The sequence below is a fragment of the Streptococcus anginosus genome, from assembly GCF_001697145.1.
Lineage (GTDB): Bacteria > Bacillota > Bacilli > Lactobacillales > Streptococcaceae > Streptococcus > Streptococcus hominis.
In genome coordinates this window covers 22501-40918 of record NZ_CP012719.1, presented here as the reverse complement: position 1 = coordinate 40918, position 18418 = coordinate 22501, and the positions used below count along the sequence as shown (strand labels likewise).

The 18418-nt window shown below is 39.8% G+C and carries 14 protein-coding genes and 16 tRNA genes (1 of these 30 cut by a window edge); all 30 read right to left on the bottom strand.

The annotated features are described in order from the left end of the window. Positions 1 to 34 precede the first annotated feature (34 nt). Positions 35 to 1582: a bifunctional phosphoribosylaminoimidazolecarboxamide formyltransferase/IMP cyclohydrolase gene (gene purH, locus SanJ4206_RS00265; RefSeq protein WP_003028764.1), complete on the bottom strand. Its 1548-nt coding sequence runs from the start codon at positions 1580 to 1582 to the stop codon at positions 35 to 37. A 229-nt stretch (positions 1583 to 1811) separates the two neighbouring features. Then, the gene (purN, locus tag SanJ4206_RS00255) at positions 1812 to 2363 is read right to left on the bottom strand and encodes a phosphoribosylglycinamide formyltransferase (protein ID WP_003028762.1); all 552 of its coding nucleotides are present in this window, start codon (positions 2361 to 2363) and stop codon (positions 1812 to 1814) included. Further along, positions 2363 to 3382, bottom strand: a complete 1020-nt coding sequence (gene purM / locus SanJ4206_RS00250; protein WP_003028761.1) for a phosphoribosylformylglycinamidine cyclo-ligase — start codon at positions 3380 to 3382, stop codon at positions 2363 to 2365. Before purM ends, purN begins: the two co-directional genes overlap by 1 nt. 235 nt (positions 3383 to 3617) lie before the next feature. Further along, positions 3618 to 5081: an amidophosphoribosyltransferase gene (gene purF / locus SanJ4206_RS00245; RefSeq protein WP_037582645.1), complete on the bottom strand. Its 1464-nt coding sequence runs from the start codon at positions 5079 to 5081 to the stop codon at positions 3618 to 3620. A 90-nt stretch (positions 5082 to 5171) separates the two neighbouring features. Next, positions 5172 to 8897, bottom strand: coding sequence for a phosphoribosylformylglycinamidine synthase (locus SanJ4206_RS00240; RefSeq protein WP_003028759.1), 3726 nt, complete (start codon positions 8895 to 8897; stop codon positions 5172 to 5174). A 51-nt stretch (positions 8898 to 8948) separates the two neighbouring features. Next, positions 8949 to 9656 carry a phosphoribosylaminoimidazolesuccinocarboxamide synthase gene (purC, locus tag SanJ4206_RS00235; RefSeq protein WP_003028757.1) on the bottom strand — a complete coding sequence of 236 codons (708 nt, stop codon included), beginning with the start codon at positions 9654 to 9656 and terminating at the stop codon, positions 8949 to 8951. Positions 9657 to 9815: 159 nt separating this feature from the next. After that, positions 9816 to 10061, bottom strand: coding sequence for an acyl carrier protein (locus tag SanJ4206_RS00230; RefSeq protein ID WP_003028756.1), 246 nt, complete (start codon positions 10059 to 10061; stop codon positions 9816 to 9818). Then, positions 10058 to 11056 carry a phosphate acyltransferase PlsX gene (plsX, locus tag SanJ4206_RS00225; protein ID WP_003028754.1) on the bottom strand — a complete coding sequence of 333 codons (999 nt, stop codon included), beginning with the start codon at positions 11054 to 11056 and terminating at the stop codon, positions 10058 to 10060. Before plsX ends, SanJ4206_RS00230 begins: the two co-directional genes overlap by 4 nt. Beyond that, positions 11053 to 11826 carry a DNA repair protein RecO gene (gene recO / locus SanJ4206_RS00220; protein WP_003028752.1) on the bottom strand — a complete coding sequence of 258 codons (774 nt, stop codon included), beginning with the start codon at positions 11824 to 11826 and terminating at the stop codon, positions 11053 to 11055. Before recO ends, plsX begins: the two co-directional genes overlap by 4 nt. Beyond that, on the bottom strand, positions 11804 to 12991 hold the full coding sequence (locus SanJ4206_RS00215) for a pyridoxal phosphate-dependent aminotransferase (RefSeq protein WP_003028750.1): 1188 nt from the start codon (positions 12989 to 12991) through the stop codon (positions 11804 to 11806). The genes recO and SanJ4206_RS00215 overlap by 23 nt, the downstream gene beginning before the upstream one ends. A gap of 154 nt (positions 12992 to 13145) precedes the next feature. Further along, positions 13146 to 14114: a ribose-phosphate diphosphokinase gene (locus SanJ4206_RS00210; RefSeq protein WP_022525464.1), complete on the bottom strand. Its 969-nt coding sequence runs from the start codon at positions 14112 to 14114 to the stop codon at positions 13146 to 13148. A 132-nt stretch (positions 14115 to 14246) separates the two neighbouring features. Further along, complete coding sequence (gene pcsB / locus SanJ4206_RS00205; protein ID WP_003028745.1) at positions 14247 to 15470, bottom strand: peptidoglycan hydrolase PcsB; 1224 nt, start codon at positions 15468 to 15470, stop codon at positions 14247 to 14249. Between the two features lie 109 nt (positions 15471 to 15579). Further along, positions 15580 to 16080 carry a rod shape-determining protein MreD gene (gene mreD, locus SanJ4206_RS00200; protein WP_003028742.1) on the bottom strand — a complete coding sequence of 167 codons (501 nt, stop codon included), beginning with the start codon at positions 16078 to 16080 and terminating at the stop codon, positions 15580 to 15582. 1 nt (position 16081) lies between these two features. Beyond that, the gene (gene mreC, locus SanJ4206_RS00195; protein ID WP_003028741.1) at positions 16082 to 16888 is read right to left on the bottom strand and encodes a rod shape-determining protein MreC; all 807 of its coding nucleotides are present in this window, start codon (positions 16886 to 16888) and stop codon (positions 16082 to 16084) included. Positions 16889 to 16972: 84 nt separating this feature from the next. Further along, positions 16973 to 17060 (bottom strand) — tRNA-Ser (locus SanJ4206_RS00190). A gap of 11 nt (positions 17061 to 17071) precedes the next feature. Further along, positions 17072 to 17145: transfer RNA gene (locus SanJ4206_RS00185), tRNA-Ile, on the bottom strand. A 39-nt stretch (positions 17146 to 17184) separates the two neighbouring features. Further along, positions 17185 to 17255 (bottom strand) — tRNA-Gly (locus SanJ4206_RS00180). Between the two features lie 16 nt (positions 17256 to 17271). Continuing rightward, positions 17272 to 17344 (bottom strand) — tRNA-Phe (locus tag SanJ4206_RS00175). Between the two features lie 6 nt (positions 17345 to 17350). After that, positions 17351 to 17424, bottom strand: a tRNA-Met gene (locus SanJ4206_RS00170). A gap of 12 nt (positions 17425 to 17436) precedes the next feature. Then, positions 17437 to 17526, bottom strand: a tRNA-Ser gene (locus SanJ4206_RS00165). A gap of 13 nt (positions 17527 to 17539) precedes the next feature. Then, positions 17540 to 17613, bottom strand: a tRNA-Ile gene (locus tag SanJ4206_RS00160). 14 nt (positions 17614 to 17627) lie between these two features. Then, a tRNA-Met gene (locus tag SanJ4206_RS00155) sits at positions 17628 to 17701 on the bottom strand. Positions 17702 to 17707: 6 nt separating this feature from the next. Beyond that, a tRNA-Pro gene (locus tag SanJ4206_RS00150) sits at positions 17708 to 17781 on the bottom strand. Positions 17782 to 17822: 41 nt separating this feature from the next. Further along, positions 17823 to 17896, bottom strand: a tRNA-Arg gene (locus SanJ4206_RS00145). Between the two features lie 58 nt (positions 17897 to 17954). Next, positions 17955 to 18028, bottom strand: a tRNA-Arg gene (locus SanJ4206_RS00140). Between the two features lie 9 nt (positions 18029 to 18037). Beyond that, positions 18038 to 18123: transfer RNA gene (locus SanJ4206_RS00135), tRNA-Leu, on the bottom strand. Positions 18124 to 18130: 7 nt separating this feature from the next. Next, a tRNA-Gly gene (locus SanJ4206_RS00130) sits at positions 18131 to 18202 on the bottom strand. A gap of 19 nt (positions 18203 to 18221) precedes the next feature. After that, a tRNA-Thr gene (locus SanJ4206_RS00125) sits at positions 18222 to 18294 on the bottom strand. Between the two features lie 10 nt (positions 18295 to 18304). Further along, positions 18305 to 18386: transfer RNA gene (locus SanJ4206_RS00120), tRNA-Leu, on the bottom strand. Between the two features lie 9 nt (positions 18387 to 18395). Continuing rightward, positions 18396 to 18418, bottom strand: a tRNA-Lys gene (locus SanJ4206_RS00115); it runs 50 nt beyond the window's last position.

Sequence of the window (18418 nt, the reverse complement as noted above, 5' to 3'; positions counted from 1 at the left end):
CTTGGAAAACAAATCCAAGGTTTTTATACTATTTTCAATGTCTAAAATGCCGTACGCCTGTAAACACCATGGCAATGCCATATTTATCAGCCATGTCAATAGATTCTTGGTCACGGACGGACCCACCAGGTTGGATGATTGCTTTCACACCTGCAGCTGCGATTTCTTCAACATTGTCCGCAAATGGGAAGAAAGCATCACTAGCAAGGACCGCACTGTCAAGACGGTCTTTCGCTTGGTCAAGAGCAATACGAACAGAAGCCACACGATTGGTTTGACCAGGACCGACACCAAGTGTCATGTGGTCATTTGTCACGATGATACCGTTTGATTTCACATATTTGATCGCTTTCCAAGCAAATTCAAGCGCTGTTTTTTCTTGGTCGTTTGGTTGTCGTTTGGTTACAACCTTCCAATCCGCTGGATTTTCTTCAATAACATCTTGGTTTTGAACCAAAAGCCCACCGACAACACCCGTGTATTCTTTTTCAACTTGGCTAGCTTCTTGAGCTTCAAATGGCAATTGAAGAATCCGCAAGTTTTTCTTCTTCGTTGTCAAGATTTCAAGGGCTTTTTCTGAATAACTTGGTGCAATGATGATCTCAAGGAAAATAGCGTGCATTTTCTTAGCAGTTGCTGCGTCAACTTGGCGATTCAGCACAACAATTCCACCAAAGATTGAAACTGGGTCAGCTTCATAAGCGTAATCCCAAGCTGTTTCAATATCGTCAGCTTGTCCGATACCACATGGATTCATGTGTTTAAGAGCAACAACAGTCGGGTGGTCTTTGAAATCACGGATAATACGGATTGCAGCGTCAGCATCGCGGATGTTGTTAAATGACAATTCTTTACCGTTTAATTGTTTAGCAGAAGCAATTGAGTAATCTGTTGGCAAAGCTTTTTGGTAGAAATCAGCGTCTTGTTGAGGATTTTCACCATAACGCATTGGTTGTTTCAAATCGTAAGTGATTGTGAGTTTTTCAGGTTTTGTTTCACCAACTTGTTTTGTGAAATATTCTGCAATTAAAGCGTCATAAGCTGCGGTGTGACGGAAAACTTTTGCTGCCAAACGTTGGCGAGTTTCAAAGCTTGTTTCACCATTAGCTGACAATTCATCCAAAACAACAGCGTAATCAGCTGGGTCAACGACAACTGTGACACTAGCGTGGTTTTTAGCAGCCGAGCGAAGCATGGAAGGACCACCGATATCAATATTTTCAACCGCATCAGCGTAAGTCACTTCTGGTTTCAGAATAGTTTCTTTGAATGGGTAAAGGTTAGCCACAACAAGGTCGATCAATTCAATGTGGTTATCTTTTGCGGCTTGAAGGTGGCTGTCAAGATCGCGACGGGCCAAAAGACCACCATGAATATTTGGATGAAGTGTTTTCACACGACCATCCAACATTTCCGGAAAACCAGTCACATCATCAATCGCAATAGTCTCCACACCTGCTTTATCAAGCGCAACTTTTGTTCCACCAGTCGAGATAATATCCCAACCAAGTTTTTTCAATTCTTGAGCAAATTCAACAATGCCCGCTTTATCAGAAACACTAATTAGTGCACGTTTTGTCATTTCAGTCCTACTTTCTATAAAAAATAAACCAGTCAATCATAATGCCAGCAATAAGCCCGATAGCATAAGCTAAACTAAGATGCTATGGATTTTCAAGATTACCAAATAGTACATTTACTATAAAGGCAACGACAATAAAAGTTAATACAAACGCCAAAATCTTTTTTATCATCATAATCTCCTTATAAGGCAGCATACTAATAGCTAACTACGCTATCAAATACACGGACTACTTTTTCTTAACTCCTAAGCTCTCCAAAACATCTGGATAGAGTTTATACTCTGCTTCATGAATACGAGCTTCAAAACTGTCAATGGTATCATCAGCCAGACGAGGCACACGAACTTGTTTAATCACTTTTCCCGTGTCAACACCATTGTCAACCCAGTGAACGGTCACACCGGATTGACTGACACCAGCATTCCAGGCATCTTCAATCCCATGAGCACCTGGAAATTCTGGCAGATAAGCTGGGTGAATATTGATGATACGGCCTTCGTAAGCTGCTAGCAGAGTCGGACCAACAATCTTCATATAACCAGCTAGACAAACCAAATCAATATCATTTTTTTCAAGCAAAGCAACAATAGCCTCCTCGTAGGCTGCTTTATTGTCAAACTCTTTGAGTTCAAAAGCATGAGCTGTCACACCGAGTTTTTCTGCACGTTCTAAGACATATGCATCCCTGTGGTCTGAAAAGACAAACTCAACTGGAAATTGCTCTGCAATGACTTGAAAATTTGACCCATTACCACTCGCAAAAACTGCGATTTTTTTCATTATTTAATCACCACACTTGCATCAGCTTTTTTAACGATACGACCAAGTTCGTAAACTGGTTCGTCAAGCAATTCTTTCACACGCTCAACCTTATCAGGGCTAACTGCCAACATCAAACCAATACCCATGTTAAAGATTTCAAACATTTCTTCGTGTTTGATGTTACCGTGTTTTTCAAGAGCTTTGAAAATTGGAAGAACAGGAACTTTATCTTCTTCGATTTCAGCAGCTAAATCATCTGCAAACATCCGTGGGACATTTTCGATGAAACCACCACCAGTGATGTGAGCAATACCATTGACCAATTCTTCCTTGATAAGTGGAAGCACCGCTTTGACATAGATACGTGTTGGTTCAAGCAGCACTTCTTTTAATTTTTTGCCTTCAAGCTCTGGAAGAACCTCTTCGCCTGTATAATCAGCAAAGACACGACGGACAAGTGAATAACCATTTGAGTGAATCCCACTGGAAGCAAGTCCAAGAAGAACATCACCATCAGAAACTTTTGACCCGTCAATGATTTGGTTTTTTTCAGCCACACCTACTGCAAAACCAGCCAAATCATAATCATCTTCACCATACATACCAGGCATTTCAGCAGTTTCACCACCGATAAGAGCTGCGCCAGATTGAACACAACCTTCCGCAACACCTGCAACGACTTGTTCAAGTTTTACAGGTTCATTTTTACCAGTAGCAATGTAATCTAGGAAGTAAAGTGGTTCAGCACCAGCTGCAATGATGTCATTGACACACATGGCTACACAGTCTTGGCCAATCGTATCGTGTTTGTCATATTTAATGGCAAGCATGAGTTTTGTTCCCACACCATCAGTTCCTGAAATCAAAACAGGTTCTTTCACGCCAGTTTTTGTAAGGTCGAACATCCCACCAAAGCCACCAAGAGCTCCCATAACACCTGCACGTTCAGTACGCGCAACGTGTTTTTTGATACGTGCAACAACTTCATAACCCGCTTCAACATCAACACCAGATTGAGCATAAGCATTTTTTGTCATAATAATTTTCCTTCTCTTTTTTGTCAAAAAACCATATTGGAGATTGCGACGTTTTTTCAGTTAAACCATTCTTTTGACTGAAAAAGCTAGTCAGGTCTTTAGCTTTGGTCCCATAGGACAAAGCGTCCATTGACAAATGCTTTAGCCTTTAGTCAGTGGTAAGACGTGGAGCATAAGCATTTTTTTGTCATAATATTTTTCTCCTTTTGGGAAACAGCAGAGCTATTAAACAGTTCTATTTATTTTCATTAACTTCATGAATATAGAAGCTTGTTTTTTCTTCTAAGCTTTTGAGGTAAGGTTCTTCGTAATCGTAAAGTGGTGTTGGATACTTACCGTCAAAGTAAGCCACACACAAACCACCATTAGGTGCATCTGTATCAAGACCGATTGATTCAATCAAACCGTCAATTGACAAGTAAGTCAAGCTATCAGCACCGATAATCTCACAAACTTCATCTTTGGTATGATTAGCTGAAATCAATTCACGACGATTTTGAATATCGATACCGTAGAAACATGGGTATTTCAATTCTGGACTACCGATTGCCACATGAACTTCTGTCGCACCAGCTTCACGAAGCAAACGAACGATACGACGCGATGTAGTTCCACGCACGATAGAATCATCAACCATGACCACGCGCTTACCTTTAACAACACCAGATACGGCTGAGAGCTTCATGCGAACACCTTGCTCACGCAACTCTTGTGTCGGTTGAATGAAAGTACGTTGTGTGTACTGATTTTTCACCAAGCCCATTTCATTTGGGAGACCTGATTCTTCAGCAAATCCCATCGCTGCTGAAAGTGATGAATTCGGTACACCAACGACAATATCGGCTTCATGTTGAAATTCCTGTGCCAAACGTTTCCCCATATTTTTACGAGCCGTGTGAACATTGACACCATAAATATCACTGTCAGGTCGTGCAAAATAGATGTATTCCATTGAACAGATAGCAAGCTGTGTATCATTTGTGTAAGTGTCATACTGAATGCCATTGTCATCAATGATAACAAGTTCTCCTGGTTTTACATTACGAACCCATTTAGCACCAACCACTTCAAAGGCACACGTTTCACTTGATACTACCCAAGCACCATTTGCCATTTGCCCAATTGACAAGGGACGAAAACCATTTGGGTCAAGCGCAGCAATCAATTTATCTTCTGTCATCAAAAGATAAGCAAAGCCACCTTTGACAGTGTTCAACGCTTCTTTGACTTTACCGATAAATTCAGGATTATGGCTACGGCGAATCAAATGCATTAGAATTTCAGTATCAGATGAGGCATTAAAAATCGCCCCTTGGTCTTCCAATTCTTTTTTCAATGATACTGCATTTGTCAAATTACCATTGTGGCAAAGTCCAAATTGCTCGTCTGTAAAGTTGTAAAGAAATGGTTGAATATTATTAATAGACGCAGAGCCAGCAGTCGCATAGCGAACGTGACCAATAGCAGCAGTTCCTGTTAATTTTTCCAAATCAGCAGGATTTTTAAATACTTCTGAAAGAAGACCAGTATTACGGTGCTGAAGAAGTTTGCCCTTATCGTTTGTGACGATACCAGCACCTTCTTGACCGCGGTGTTGAAGACTGTGAAGTCCAAAATAAGTCACTTGAGCTGCTTGAGGATGCCCCCAAATCCCAAAAACACCACATTCTTCATTTAGAGATTTAACTTCGTATGTCACTGACATTTCCTCTTATTTTTCTGTCATTTTTATGCTCAATCATTATCAAAAGAATCCGAAATCATAGTTTCTTTTGATATTTGACGAGTATTATTCCCCTGTAAAGTAACGCACAGCACTTGCAAAGAGATGTTGGTCTTTATTTCCTGGAATATTTTGGAAAAGGCCGTCTTCGTAACGTTCTGAATGTCCCATTTTACCAATGATTTGACCGTTCTTGCTAGTAATCCCTTCAATCGCATTAATAGAGCCGTTTGGATTGTATTTAGAATCCATGCTTGGTTTGCCATCAAAATCCACGTATTGACTGAAGATTTGTCCGTTGTCGCGGAGTTCTGCAAATTCTTCATCTGTTACGACAAATTTCCCTTCACCATGTGATACTGGGATTGCATGAATATCACCAACTTTGACACCGGCAAGCCAAGGTGAGTTCGTATTGGAAATACGTGTTTCAACCATTTTCGCCACATGTTGGTTAGCATCATTATAGAAGAGTGTCGGACTTGTTTCGGTCGCTTCTTCAAAGTTACCGTATGGAAGCAGGCCTGATTTCACAAGCGCTTGGAATCCATTACAGATACCGATGATAAGTCCACCTTTTTCAATAAAGTTGTCAATAGCTGCGCGGACTTTTTGGTTCAACAAGATGTTGACAATGAATTTAGCAGAACCGTCTGGTTCATCAGCGGCTGAGAAACCTCCTGCAAAGAAAATAATATTTGCTTTACAGATGTTGTCAACCATTGTGTCAACAGATGCTTCAATTGCTGCTTCATCAAGTGTCACAAATGGTACCAGATTCACTTTTGCTCCAGCTTGTTCAAAAGCTTTTGCTGAATCATATTCTGAATTTGTACCAGGGAATACTGGGATGTAAACCAATGGTTCAGCAACTTTTTCACTTGCTTTAATCACTGCATCTGAAGCAATTGCCGGAACATCTTCAAGTTTTGTACTTTGTTCAAATTCAGTTGGGTAAACGTCTTCGAGTTTGCCTTCAAAGGCTGAAAGAAGTTTATCTCCTGCAAGGTTGACACCGTTGACAGTAAGTGTAAAGTCAGATCTTGTTTCACCGATTTTGTTAACTTCAGCAATTTCTTCAGTAGATGTAAAAATAAAGCCACCGAGTTGTGCTGTCAAGCTAGTTGCAAGCTCTGCCAATTCTACTTTAGCTCCGATATGGTTACCAAAAGCTGCAAGTGCCAAGCTTTCAATCACACCACCATATTTAACAGCTGAAGCTGATGTGATATGGTGTGCTTTTTGAATCGCTTCAAATTTAGCAAAATTAGCTTTAATCAAATCAAAATCAATCTCTTGTGAAATAGCTTGCCCTGGAATGTAGTAAATGTATTCACCAGCTGCTTTAAATTCTGGCGAAAGAACATTACGACTATCAGCCGTTGTCACACCAAAAGCAACCAATGTTGGTGGTACTGTCAATTCTTCAAAAGTCCCTGACATGGAGTCTTTACCACCGATTGATGGTAAACCAAGTTGCAATTGCGCTTCGATTGAACCAAGAAGAGCTGAAACTGGTTGTCCAAAGCGTTCAGCTTGTTTGTCCATACGTTGGAAATACTCTTGATAAGAGAAACGTGCTTTAGACCAATTCGCACCTGTTGCCACCAAACGCGCTGTTGCTTCGATAACAGCATAAGCTGCACCATGATAAGGTGACCACTCCGCAATATAAGGGTTGAACCCTTGTGCCATAACTGATGCTGTTGTTGTTACACCGTTTTGAACAGGAAGTTTTTGAACTGAACTTTCTGTTGGTGTGATTTGATAACGACCGCCGATTGGATGATTAACTGTTGAACGCCCAACCGAGCTGTCAAAGATAGTTTGCAACCCTTTTTGACTAGCGTGGTTAAGATCAGACAGAACTTTCACTGTGTCTGCTTCAAGTGTTGCTGCTGATGTTGTACGCACCTCAGGAAGGGCAACATCCTTATCCACAACGTTTGCATCAACCACCACACGCACACCGTTTGTATCAAGGAAACGACGTTCAATATCAACGATTGTTTGACCATTCCAAGTCATAACAAGATTTGGTTTTTCAGTAACTGTGGCAACCACTACCGCGTCAATATTTTCTTTATGACATTCTGCCACGAAAGCCTCAACATCTTTCGGACGAACCACAACAGCCATACGTTCTTGTGATTCAGAAATAGCAATTTCAGTTCCGTTAAGCCCTTGGTATTTAAGTGGTACTTTATTCAGATTAATTTCAAGACCATCAGCTAATTCACCGATTGCCACACAGACACCACCAGCACCAAAGTCGTTTGATTTTTTAATGAGGCGAGTCACATTACCATTGCGGAAAAGACGTTGAATCTTCCGTTCTTCAATGGCATTCCCTTTTTGAACTTCTGCGCCAGCTGTTTCAACAGATTCAACGGTTTGAACCTTAGATGATCCTGTGGCTCCACCAACACCGTCACGGCCTGTTTTACCACCGAGAAGAATAACCACATCACCAGCTTCTGGTTTTTCACGAACAACATTCCCTTTAGGAGCTGCACCGACAACGGCACCAAGTTCCATACGTTTAGCGACGAATCCTGGGTGGAAGTATTCTTTAACGTAAGTTGTGGCAAGACCGATTTGATTCCCATATGAAGAATAACCATGTGCCGCTGTCTTAGAAATCACTTGCTGCGGCAATTTGCCGGCACGCGTCTCAGCAATCGGTGTTGTAATATCACCAGCACCTGAAATACGCATTGCTTGATAAACATAAGAACGTCCTGACAATGGGTCGCGGATTGCACCACCGATACACGTTGCGGCACCACCAAATGGTTCAATTTCTGTTGGGTGATTGTGTGTTTCATTCTTGAACATCAAAAGCCATGGTTCTTTAACACCGTTCACATCAACTTCGATTTCAACCGAACAAGCATTGATCTCGTCTGATACTTCCATGTCATCCAAACGGCCATTGGCACGCTCGTAACGACCAAAAATAGTTGCCATATCCATAAGCGTTTGCGGCTTTTCAGAACGTCCAAGTTCATCACGCATAGCAATATATTTATCATAAGTTGCCTGTAATTGTTTTTGGAATTTAGACGCTGAGAAGTCAATATGCTTCAGCTCAGTTTCAAAAGTTGTGTGGCGGCAATGGTCTGACCAGTAAGTATCCAACACTTTCAATTCTGTTTCCGTTGGCACGCGCCCGATGGATTTGAAATAATCTTGGATGAAGACAAGGTCATCCACTTCCATTGCCAAACCTTGCTCAGTTTTATAATTAGCAAATTCAACTGCTGTATAAGTCTTGAAGAAATCAAGATTTGGAATCGTTTTGTCCGACTCTGAAAATGCTTGCGGTGCAATTCCTGTCGTAATATCTTTAAAACGAGAATCTACTGGATTAAGAAGATAATTCTTAACCGCATCAAGTTCAGCAGTATCAATATCTTTGTTAACAAGATAAAGTTGAGCCGTATTAACTGTTACATCATTACTGCTGCCAAGAAGGAGTAATGCTTCTTGTGATGAAGCCGCACGCTGATCAAATTGACCTGGAAGTGATTCGATGGCAAAGAAAGCATAGTTAGCAAGTTCAGCAACCACATCACTTTCAGCCAAAATAGTATCAGTTACCTGTTCAGAGAAGATGTGCTTTTCAGCACGCTCAAAAAGCGAATCTGCCAAGCCAAACACATCATACACTTGAATAATACGCAAATCGGTCAAACTCGTTAATTGAAGATTGTGTTTGAGTTCTTTAACAAGCGCCTGAGCCTTAATGTTAAAATTTGATTTTTTCTCAACGAAAATTCGTTTATTCATTTTTTACCCTTTTTAGAATTCTTTTTTCTACTTAATTAGAAATCACAGTTTTTAGTTAAGCCCTTTGAGTTTTTCAAGGACAACTTCGTAAACATCTGTCAAACTACCTAAATCACGACGGAAAACATCTTTATCCATGTGATGACCTTCAGCATCCCAAAGACGGCAGTTATCTGGTGAAAATTCATCCGCAAGAATAATTTTGCCATCTTTGTCCTTCCCAAATTCCAATTTGAAATCAATCAAATTCAGACCAATTTGGCTGAACCAATCTTTCAAAAGTTCATTAATACGACGTGTTTCTGCTTTAATATAAGCAATATCTTCATCACTTGCAATACCAAGGAATTTTACGTGCTCATCATTGATAAATGGGTCATCCAAATCATCATTTTTGTAGTAAAATTCAACGATTGGAGTATCTAATTTAATTCCTTCTTCAACACCAAAGCGTTTTGAGAATGAACCTGCAGTAACATTACGCAAAACAACTTCAAGCGGAATGATATCCACTTTTTTGTTCAATTGTTCGGTTTCTGACAATTGTTTAACAAAGTGAGTTGCCACACCTGCTTCATTCAATTTCGTAAAAATGAAAGATGAGATTTGATTATTAAGAACGCCTTTACCTTTAATCGTCTCTTTACGAGCACCATTAAGCATGGTCGCTTGGTCTTTGTAATGTGCAATAATAAGATTTTCATCATCTGTCAAAAATAAATCTTTAGCTTTTCCCGAATATAACAAATCACCTGTCATTTTAATATTCGCCTTTCACATTTTTCTGACTTAAGTCTATCATATTCAAAAAAGATTTTCAAGAAAATGCCGTACAATATTCGCAAACACAAAAAAAACAGCTGGATTTTCAGCTGTTTTCTCATATTTTACTTTATTTAGTCAATAAAATGTTCGTTTTTATGCTCTGTTCAAGTTTTTCTGTACGCAAGCGACGACATCGCTCACATTATTCAAACTATCTATATCTTCGTCTGAAATTTCAATGTTAAATTCATCTTCTACAGTTAGAATAAATTCCATCAAATCCACCGAATCTGCTTTTAAATCATCTTTTAAACTCAATTCTTTAGTGACAACAAAATGTTCACCCTGACTTTCCTGAATAATTTCTATAATTTTTTGATAAATTTCTTGTTCTGTCATTTTACTTCTCCTGAAAATTCTTGTACCGCTTTTCCAACAACATCTGTTTCTAACATTGTACGAATTTGGCGAATCGTGCTGTAAACTGCTTTCGCATCACTCGCCCCATGTGTTTTAACAACAGGTGCCTGCACTCCAAACAAAACAGCACCGCCTACCTCAGAATAATTTAAACTACTCTTCAAAGACTTTAGACTGTCTTTCAGCAACACTGCACCTAGTTTTGCTTTCCAGCCACTATCTAAAATAGATTTTTTAAGCTGGCTCATAATTCCCATGGCGGTTCCCTCCATAGCTTTCAATACTGCATTACCTGTAAACCCATCTGCTACAACAACATCCGCTACATGATCCATTAAATCACGCGCTTCCACATTTCCAATAAAATTCAATGAGGCATCCGACACTAACAAATCATACACTTCCTTACGAAGCGAATCTCCCTTACTTGCTTCTGTCCCATTGTTTAAAAGCCCTACACGTGGTTGGTTGATTCCACGGACATTTTCAGCATAAAATGACCCTAAAATAGCATACTGATGCAAATGATGAGCTGTATTTTCTGCATTGGCTCCCAAATCCAACATATCAAAGCCTTTGCCATCTGTCGTTGGTAATGTGGACATCAATCCCGGACGATCAATATTCTTGATACGACCAACAATGAAAAATCCCGCAGCCAAGAGCGCTCCTGTATTTCCGGCAGAAAGTATCGCATCTGCTTCTCCATCCTTTACTGCTTTTGCCGCTAGCACCATGCTGGCATTTTTCTTCTTGCGAATTGCTTTAGTTGGCTCATCATCTGAATTGATTTTTTCATCTGTATGAACAATACGAACCCGCTCAGTTGCCTTTAAATATTGCTTGATTTTTGCTTCATCTCCATAAAGAATGACTTCAATATCCGAAAAATCGTTCAGTGCTTGATTGACTCCCTCTACGATAGATTGTGGAGCATAATCGCCACCCATGGCATCAATTGCTATTTTTTTCATTTCGACTCCTTGTTCTTTAAAATTTTTCCCCAGTCTCCCAGAGAATCAATAAATTTTTTGGGCTTTAGATGAATCCCAACATATTCTTCATAAATTTGATCAATCACTTTTCGTAATTGTCGTTTTAACTCAGGCTTCAAAGAAATGTTCTCCAATTCACTAAATTGAACCGCTTGAAATTGGTCTAATAAATAAGGAATGTTGGGATCCAAATGACTCCGTCTCTCGTCTTTGTTGTAATGTTCCGAGCATAAAACGCCGTTATAAGTAAAAGAAAAATCAAACGGCAATCCTACTCGGTGGCAAAAGCAGCATTCATGGAAATTCAAAGAAATTCCAAAACGTGACAAAATTTGAATTTCAAAAATATTGGTCAGCACCTCATAATCCAAGCCCTGCTCCATCAATTCCAACGTTTTTTGCAAAAAAGCAAAGAGAGCCGAATCTATTTTATTATCCTGAATACTGGCATCTGCCAGAGCTACCACATAAGTTGCATAAGCCATTGTAAACAAATCATGATTGATATGCTGGAAAGTCGTAACCTCTTGATAATCATCGATATAACTCAAACCGTCATCATTTATTTTCATCAAAAAATCGGCCACTACCAATGGTTGGACAACCGGATTCAACTTAGAATTTCTAGCATGTTTCACGAAAAACATTCGCTTACCAGCTTGCTCTGTGAAAATTTTGACCAGTTTATCATTTTCTCGGAAATTCCGATTATAGAGAACCAAACCTTTACTTGTGATGGATTTCAGCATACTCCTCCATATATTCCTTAAGCCGCTTCATTGCTTCTTTTATCGTATCCATGCTGGCCGCATAAGAAAGACGTACATAACCTTCCCCATACTGACCAAAAGCAGCACCAGGAATGAAAGCGACTGCTTTTTTTTGTGCAAAATCCTTCAAAAAAGCAAAAGAATCTTGATTGTAGCCAGCTGGAATCTTGGCAAAAATGTAAAATGCACCATCTGGTTTGATAATCTTAAAATCCAGCTCCGTCATCTTTTCGATAATGTAATCGCGACGCTCAATATATTCCTTTTTCATCGGCTCTGCATCATCTTTACCTGCTGTCAATGCTTCCACTCCTGCAAATTGAGCCATCGTGTTTGCAGCTGTCACCAAGTATTGGTGACTTTTAATCAATTGAGCCGTAAAAGCAGCTGGAGCAAAGGTGAAGCCTAGACGCCAACCTGTCATCGCATGCGATTTAGACAGACCATTGATAACAATCGTTTGCTTCGGTAAAAATTCTGCAATAGATACATGTGGCTGATCGGTATAAGTCAACTCAGAATACACTTCATCACAAACAACAAAGACATCATACTTTTTCAATACATCGGCTAACGCAGTCATTTGTTCTCGTGAATAAGTCACTCCTGTCGGATTAGCTGGATAATTTAAAATCACTGCTTTAAGCTGATTTCCTTGCTCTAAAATCGCTTTTTCTAACATATCAGGTGTTAAAACAAAGTCATTTTCTGTCGTATCAATTTCGACAATCTCTGCTCCCACAAGATTGACAATCGGCTCATAACCCGGATAAGCAGGTGCAGGCAACAGTACCTTATCTCCTTCTTCTAAGATAGCTGTCAATGTCGCAGATAGAGCTTCTGTCGCTCCAATTGTCACTAAAATTTCTGTTTCAGGGTCATAAGAAAGATTGTATTTTTCTTTCACAAATTGACTAGCTGCCTGACGCAATGCTAACAACCCACTCATGCCTGTATAATGGCTCTCATTTGCATCAATCGCCGCTTTTGCAGCCTCTTTTACATGATCTGGAGTTGTAAAATCAGGCTCTCCCAATGTCAAACGAAGAACTCCAGGAATGCTCGAAATAGATTGATCAAATTGCCGAATCAAAGAAACTTCAATTTTATCTAAATTTTTGTTAAAACGTTTCGTCAAATCCATATCTTACCTCCAAAATCTGATAGAACTATTATACTATAAAACCTAAGTCATAGCAAAAATATCATAATATTGAGAAAATTCATCACTTATCATCTGATTGAAGCAAAAGAATCACTCCAGCTATCAGAGTGATTCCTATCTAGATATTCTTACATTAAAGAGCCGTTAAAGTTTCAAATAATGGCGAAAGGGGGCGTTTTTCATGAATACGCACAATTGCATCTGCCAAAAGATGAGCAATCGAAATCTGTTCAATTTTATCAATTAAACGCTCTTCCGGCAAATAAATTGTATCTAACACGACCAATTTTTTAATCGCTGATTTCTGAATATTATCCATAGCAGGACCCGAAAGTACTGGATGAGTACAGCTTGCATAAACTTCTACCGCACCTGCCTCAGCAAGCGCATCAGCAGCATGGCAAATTGTCCCAGCTGTATCAATCATATCGTCAATTAAAATACAAGTTTTGCCTTCCACTTTACCGATGATATTCATTACCTCACTCGTATTCATCTTATCTACACTACGTCGCTTATCAATAATAGCAATCGGTGTTTTCAAAAATTCAGCTAATTTACGAGCGCGCGTCACACCACCGTGGTCAGGACTAACAACTACATAATCGCTACCTGTCATCCCACGACGTTCAAAATAATCCGCAATGAGAGGAGCCCCCATAAGATGATCTACTGGAATATCAAAAAATCCTTGAATTTGAGCCGCATGCAAATCAATTGTCAGCAAACGATCAACACCAGCCACTTGCAACATATTTGCAACCAATTTTGAAGTAATTGGTTCACGAGCACGTGCCTTTCGGTCTTGACGAGCATAGCCATAATAAGGCATTACAACATTGATTGATTCAGCACTTGCACGCTTTAAAGCATCCACCATGATTAAAATTTCCATCAAATTATCATTGACGGGCGAGCTCGTTGACTGCAAGATAAAAACATGTTTTCCGCGGATAGATTCTTCGATATTTACTTGAATCTCCCCATCAGAAAATTGGCGCACAGTTGACTTCCCAAGCTCCATACCAATCTCTTGAGCAACGCGTTCAGCCAGTTCCTGGTTAGACGAAAGAGCAAAGAGCTTTAAATCAGAAAACGACATGATTTCCTCCAGTATATATTCGTTTCTTTGTAAATCAGTTACAAATTTCTCCATCTAACATTGTAACCCTTTTTAGTGAATTTTTCAATCAAAAATAAAAAACGCAAGATGCGCTTTTTATCTTTATATTCATTAATTTGGATAGATGTAAGTAAATGAACCTTGTCCTGCAGCAGCTGGATTGAACCAACCACGATAATTTCCAATAGCTTGATTACCTGCATAGTTTGCTTCAGATACTTGAATACTTGTAGCTGATTGAACAGCTGTTACAACAGCAACGTGTCCATAACCACCATCGTTCCATGAAATGATTGCACCTACTTGAGGTGTTGAACCTGTACGGAAACCAGCTGCTGCCGCACTTGCTGCCCATTGAGCTCCATTACCCCAATAATCACCAGCCCACGGAGCTAATGTTTTTGCTCCCCATGTACATTGACCAACTGGATAAGTTGAAGCAGATGAACTATATGTAGGACGACTCACAGTTCTAGTAGTAGTTGCTGCTTGTTGCGTCACATTTGTTTGAGTTGGAGTAGCTGCTGCACCACTATTGTTGTTTACAGCTTGTACTTGGGCTGCAAAACTTGTATTAGCAGAAGAAGCTACAGCTTGTTCTTGCGCTGCTTGTTGTGCTTTATAAGCTGCTTCTTGTGCTGCTGCCTCTTCAGCTGCCTTTTGTGCTGCTGCTTTTTGTGCCAACAATGAGTTCTTTTCACCTTCAGCAGTTGCTTTTTCTGCAGCAAGATTCAACTGCGCTGCTTTTAGTTCAGCCTGCTTAGTAGACAATGTTTTTGCATCATTTGCAAGTGTTTGTTGATTTGCGATAACAGTATTTATCGCTTCATTATTGGCTACTTGTTTTTCAGCAATAACTTTTTTATCTTGTTTTTGTTGTTCCAACATTTTGTTGTTTGCTGAAACGATTTCGCTCATAGCAGAAACACGTGAAATAGCTTCTGTAATTGATTTTGAATTTACAATTGTATTGATATAGCTTGTAGCCGTACCGCTCGTTTGAGCACTACGTGCTTGATTAGCCAATGATTCATTACGCGCCACAATATTCTTAGACAACGTTTCAATTTCAGCCGATAATTTCGTTGATTCAGCTTGAAGTTTTTCGTTTTCAGCTTTCAATTTTTCTTGTTGAGATTGAATAGATGAAACTTGAGCTTGAATTTGATCTACTTGAGCTTGAGCTGATTTTTGTTGATCATTCAAACTATTAATTTTACTATCTTGTGCAGCAATCTTGTCATCAGTAGAATCTGCATGTACATTTACAAGAGACGCTCCCTGTGCAAGAACCATTGTACTTAATAAGATTGATGTAAGTAATTTTTTCTTCATAAATGATTATACTCCTATTCAATAAGACAATTATAAGTATAACAAAAAAAGGCGCTGAGTATGTTACGCCTTTATTACATTTCTATTTCCAATTCATCATAAAATCTTATCATAAATATATCTTCTCCAAAATTGGTTGAAGCAACAAAAAGAATAGTAAATTTGAGACCATTGTCGGAGCAATTGTATAAACGATAAAATCTGCAAAAGACATTTGAATTAGATGGGTAACATTTGCCAAAGCGAACGTAGCCACCTCAAAGAAAAATACTAAAATGGCAACTGTTAAAAAACGACTAACTCGATTAGACATCAAAACAGAATTATATTTACTAATAACAATCCCCGCTAAAGGCAACAATAGTGTCGAAATGCCGATAATATGAAAATAATATGCATCATACAACAAACCAATTAACAGCAACATGATAAAATTAGTATTTTCTGAAAGATTTATCGAAATATACAAAATAAAGATAAGCAAAAGATGACTTAGTAAGTGGATATTATTTGGAAATAAATTAGTCAAAAGATTTGAAAGATGACCATCTACTAACATCACAACAAATAAAACCAAAAAGGGTAAAATGTAGCTTTTAAAAAATTTCATATCAATTTCCTACTAATGTCACCACACGAATATCTGACAAATCCGCACTTGGTTTTACGAAGACTTCTTTTGTTAAATAGTCCGATTTTTCAGTAACAGAAAGGACTGTTCCAACCGGAATATTAGGAATGTTGTACGTTCCTAAACCACTGGTCACAACTTTCTCACCTTTTTTAATGGTATCCGAACTATTTAACTGACTGATAATAAAAGCAGATTTTTCTTTACTGTAGCCAACAATCACACCATAAATTGTGCTTGTCTCCGTTTGAATTTTTACTGAAATATTATCAACATTTTTATTATTGGTTAAAAGATTTACTCGGCTAGAATGAGAAGCGACATCTTTCACACTACCAATCAAGCCACCATTTGCCACCGCTAGCATTGTATTTTGAATCCCATTTTGACGACCAGCATTGACAGTTAATTCAGATAACCAAGAAACCGGCATACGCGTAATAACATCAGATGAAACCGTTTTTTTTGACTCATAAAGATTTTTCATTTCTAATAGCTGTCTTAATTGAGCATTTTCATCTTTTAATGAAGCTGAATCAGCAGATTGTTCTTCTGCTTTAAATAAAGCTTTTTTTAATTGCTTGTTTTCTTTATATGTCCGTGATAAATCAGTCAAATCCGATTTAATATCTGCCAAAAAATTAAATGGTTTTGAAACAATATTATCCAAAATAGAAACAACATTAGAAGTTGCGTTTACCACACCTAAAGAACGAGTAGTAACTAAAAGGAAAGAAGTTACGATTATCAAAATAGCAGTCATAATAATAAATTTGGATTTTTTCATACGATTCACTCTACTCCCACAATAGATACGCCAGATTCAACAGGTAACAGAAAAGGAGATAGCTACCGCTACACTCCTCAAATACGGAGAATGGGGGATTCGAACCCCCGCGCCAGTCACCCGACCTAACGATTTAGCAAACCGTCCTCTTCAGCCTCTTGAGTAATTCTCCAAAAATTATTATGGGCACGAGTGGACTCGAACCACCGACCTCACGCTTATCAGGCGTGCGCTCTAACCACCTGAGCTACGCGCCCAAGTCCAAAAACTTGGTATGGTTGAACATCTCTGTTCAAAGCGGGTGACGAGAATCGAACTCGCGACAACAGCTTGGAAGGCTGTAGTTTTACCACTAAACTACACCCGCTTAATCAATCAAATAATGGCGCGAGACGGAATCGAACCGCCGACACATGGAGCTTCAATCCATTGCTCTACCAACTGAGCTACCGAGCCTACCTATTGCGGGAGCAGGATTTGAACCTACGACCTTCGGGTTATGAGCCCGACGAGCTACCTAGCTGCTCCATCCCGCGTTATTCCTACTAAGGAGGATGTGGGATTCGAACCCACGCACGCTTTTACACGCCTGACGGTTTTCAAGACCGTTCCCTTCAGCCGGACTTGGGTAATCCTCCACATATAACAAAATGGACCTTGTAGGACTTGAACCTACGACCACTCGGTTATGAGCCGAGAGCTCTAACCAGCTGAGCTAAAGGTCCAACAAGATCAATTATAGCGGCGAAGGGGATCGAACCCCCGACCTCCCGGGTATGAACCGGACGCTCTAGCCAGCTGAGCTACACCGCCATAGCATCGGGAAGACAGGATTCGAACCTGCGACACCTTGGTCCCAAACCAAGTACTCTACCAAGCTGAGCTACTTCCCGTATAGATAGAAAAAATGAAGTCCTAGGAGACTTCTTTTCTATGCACCCTAGAGGAGTCGAACCTCTAACCGCCTGATTCGTAGTCAGGTACTCTATCCAGTTGAGCTAAGGGTGCTCTTTCTATGAATATAAATTTATTATATCACAAATACAAAAAAAGTCAAATCTATTTATGCACCCTAGAGGAGTCGAACCTCTAACCGCCTGATTCGTAGTCAGGTACTCTATCCAGTTGAGCTAAGGGTGCTCTTTCCTATGCCGAGGACCGGAATCGAACCGGTACGATTGTTTCCAATCGCAGGATTTTAAGTCCTGTGCGTCTGCCAGTTCCGCCACCCCGGCTTCCTCAAGCGAACGACGGGGTTCGAACCCGCGACCCCCACCTTGGCAAGGTGATGTTCTACCACTGAACTACGTTCGCATTCGCTTCTTTCCTTTAATGCCGGCTACATGACTTGAACACGCGACCCTCTGATTACAAATCAGATGCTCTACCAACTGAGCTAAGCCGGCTTATCTCCTATGCGGGTGAAGGGACTTGAACCCCCACGCCGTTAAGCGCCAGATCCTAAATCTGGTGCGTCTGCCAATTCCGCCACACCCGCCTGTGACTATGACCCGTACTGGGCTCGAACCA

Coding starts and splice junctions, on each gene's coding strand:
- purH (WP_003028764.1), bottom strand. CDS start 1,582: ATGACAAAACGTGCACTAATTAGTGTTTCTGATAAAGCGGGCATTGTT.
- purN (WP_003028762.1), bottom strand. CDS start 2,363: ATGAAAAAAATCGCAGTTTTTGCGAGTGGTAATGGGTCAAATTTTCAA.
- purM (WP_003028761.1), bottom strand. CDS start 3,382: ATGACAAAAAATGCTTATGCTCAATCTGGTGTTGATGTTGAAGCGGGT.
- SanJ4206_RS00240 (WP_003028759.1), bottom strand. CDS start 8,897: ATGAATAAACGAATTTTCGTTGAGAAAAAATCAAATTTTAACATTAAG.
- purC (WP_003028757.1), bottom strand. CDS start 9,656: ATGACAGGTGATTTGTTATATTCGGGAAAAGCTAAAGATTTATTTTTG.
- SanJ4206_RS00230 (WP_003028756.1), bottom strand. CDS start 10,061: ATGACAGAACAAGAAATTTATCAAAAAATTATAGAAATTATTCAGGAA.
- plsX (WP_003028754.1), bottom strand. CDS start 11,056: ATGAAAAAAATAGCAATTGATGCCATGGGTGGCGATTATGCTCCACAA.
- recO (WP_003028752.1), bottom strand. CDS start 11,826: ATGCTGAAATCCATCACAAGTAAAGGTTTGGTTCTCTATAATCGGAAT.
- SanJ4206_RS00215 (WP_003028750.1), bottom strand. CDS start 12,991: ATGGATTTGACGAAACGTTTTAACAAAAATTTAGATAAAATTGAAGTT.
- SanJ4206_RS00210 (WP_022525464.1), bottom strand. CDS start 14,114: ATGTCGTTTTCTGATTTAAAGCTCTTTGCTCTTTCGTCTAACCAGGAA.
- pcsB (WP_003028745.1), bottom strand. CDS start 15,470: ATGAAGAAAAAATTACTTACATCAATCTTATTAAGTACAATGGTTCTT.
- mreD (WP_003028742.1), bottom strand. CDS start 16,080: ATGAAATTTTTTAAAAGCTACATTTTACCCTTTTTGGTTTTATTTGTT.
- mreC (WP_003028741.1), bottom strand. CDS start 16,888: ATGAAAAAATCCAAATTTATTATTATGACTGCTATTTTGATAATCGTA.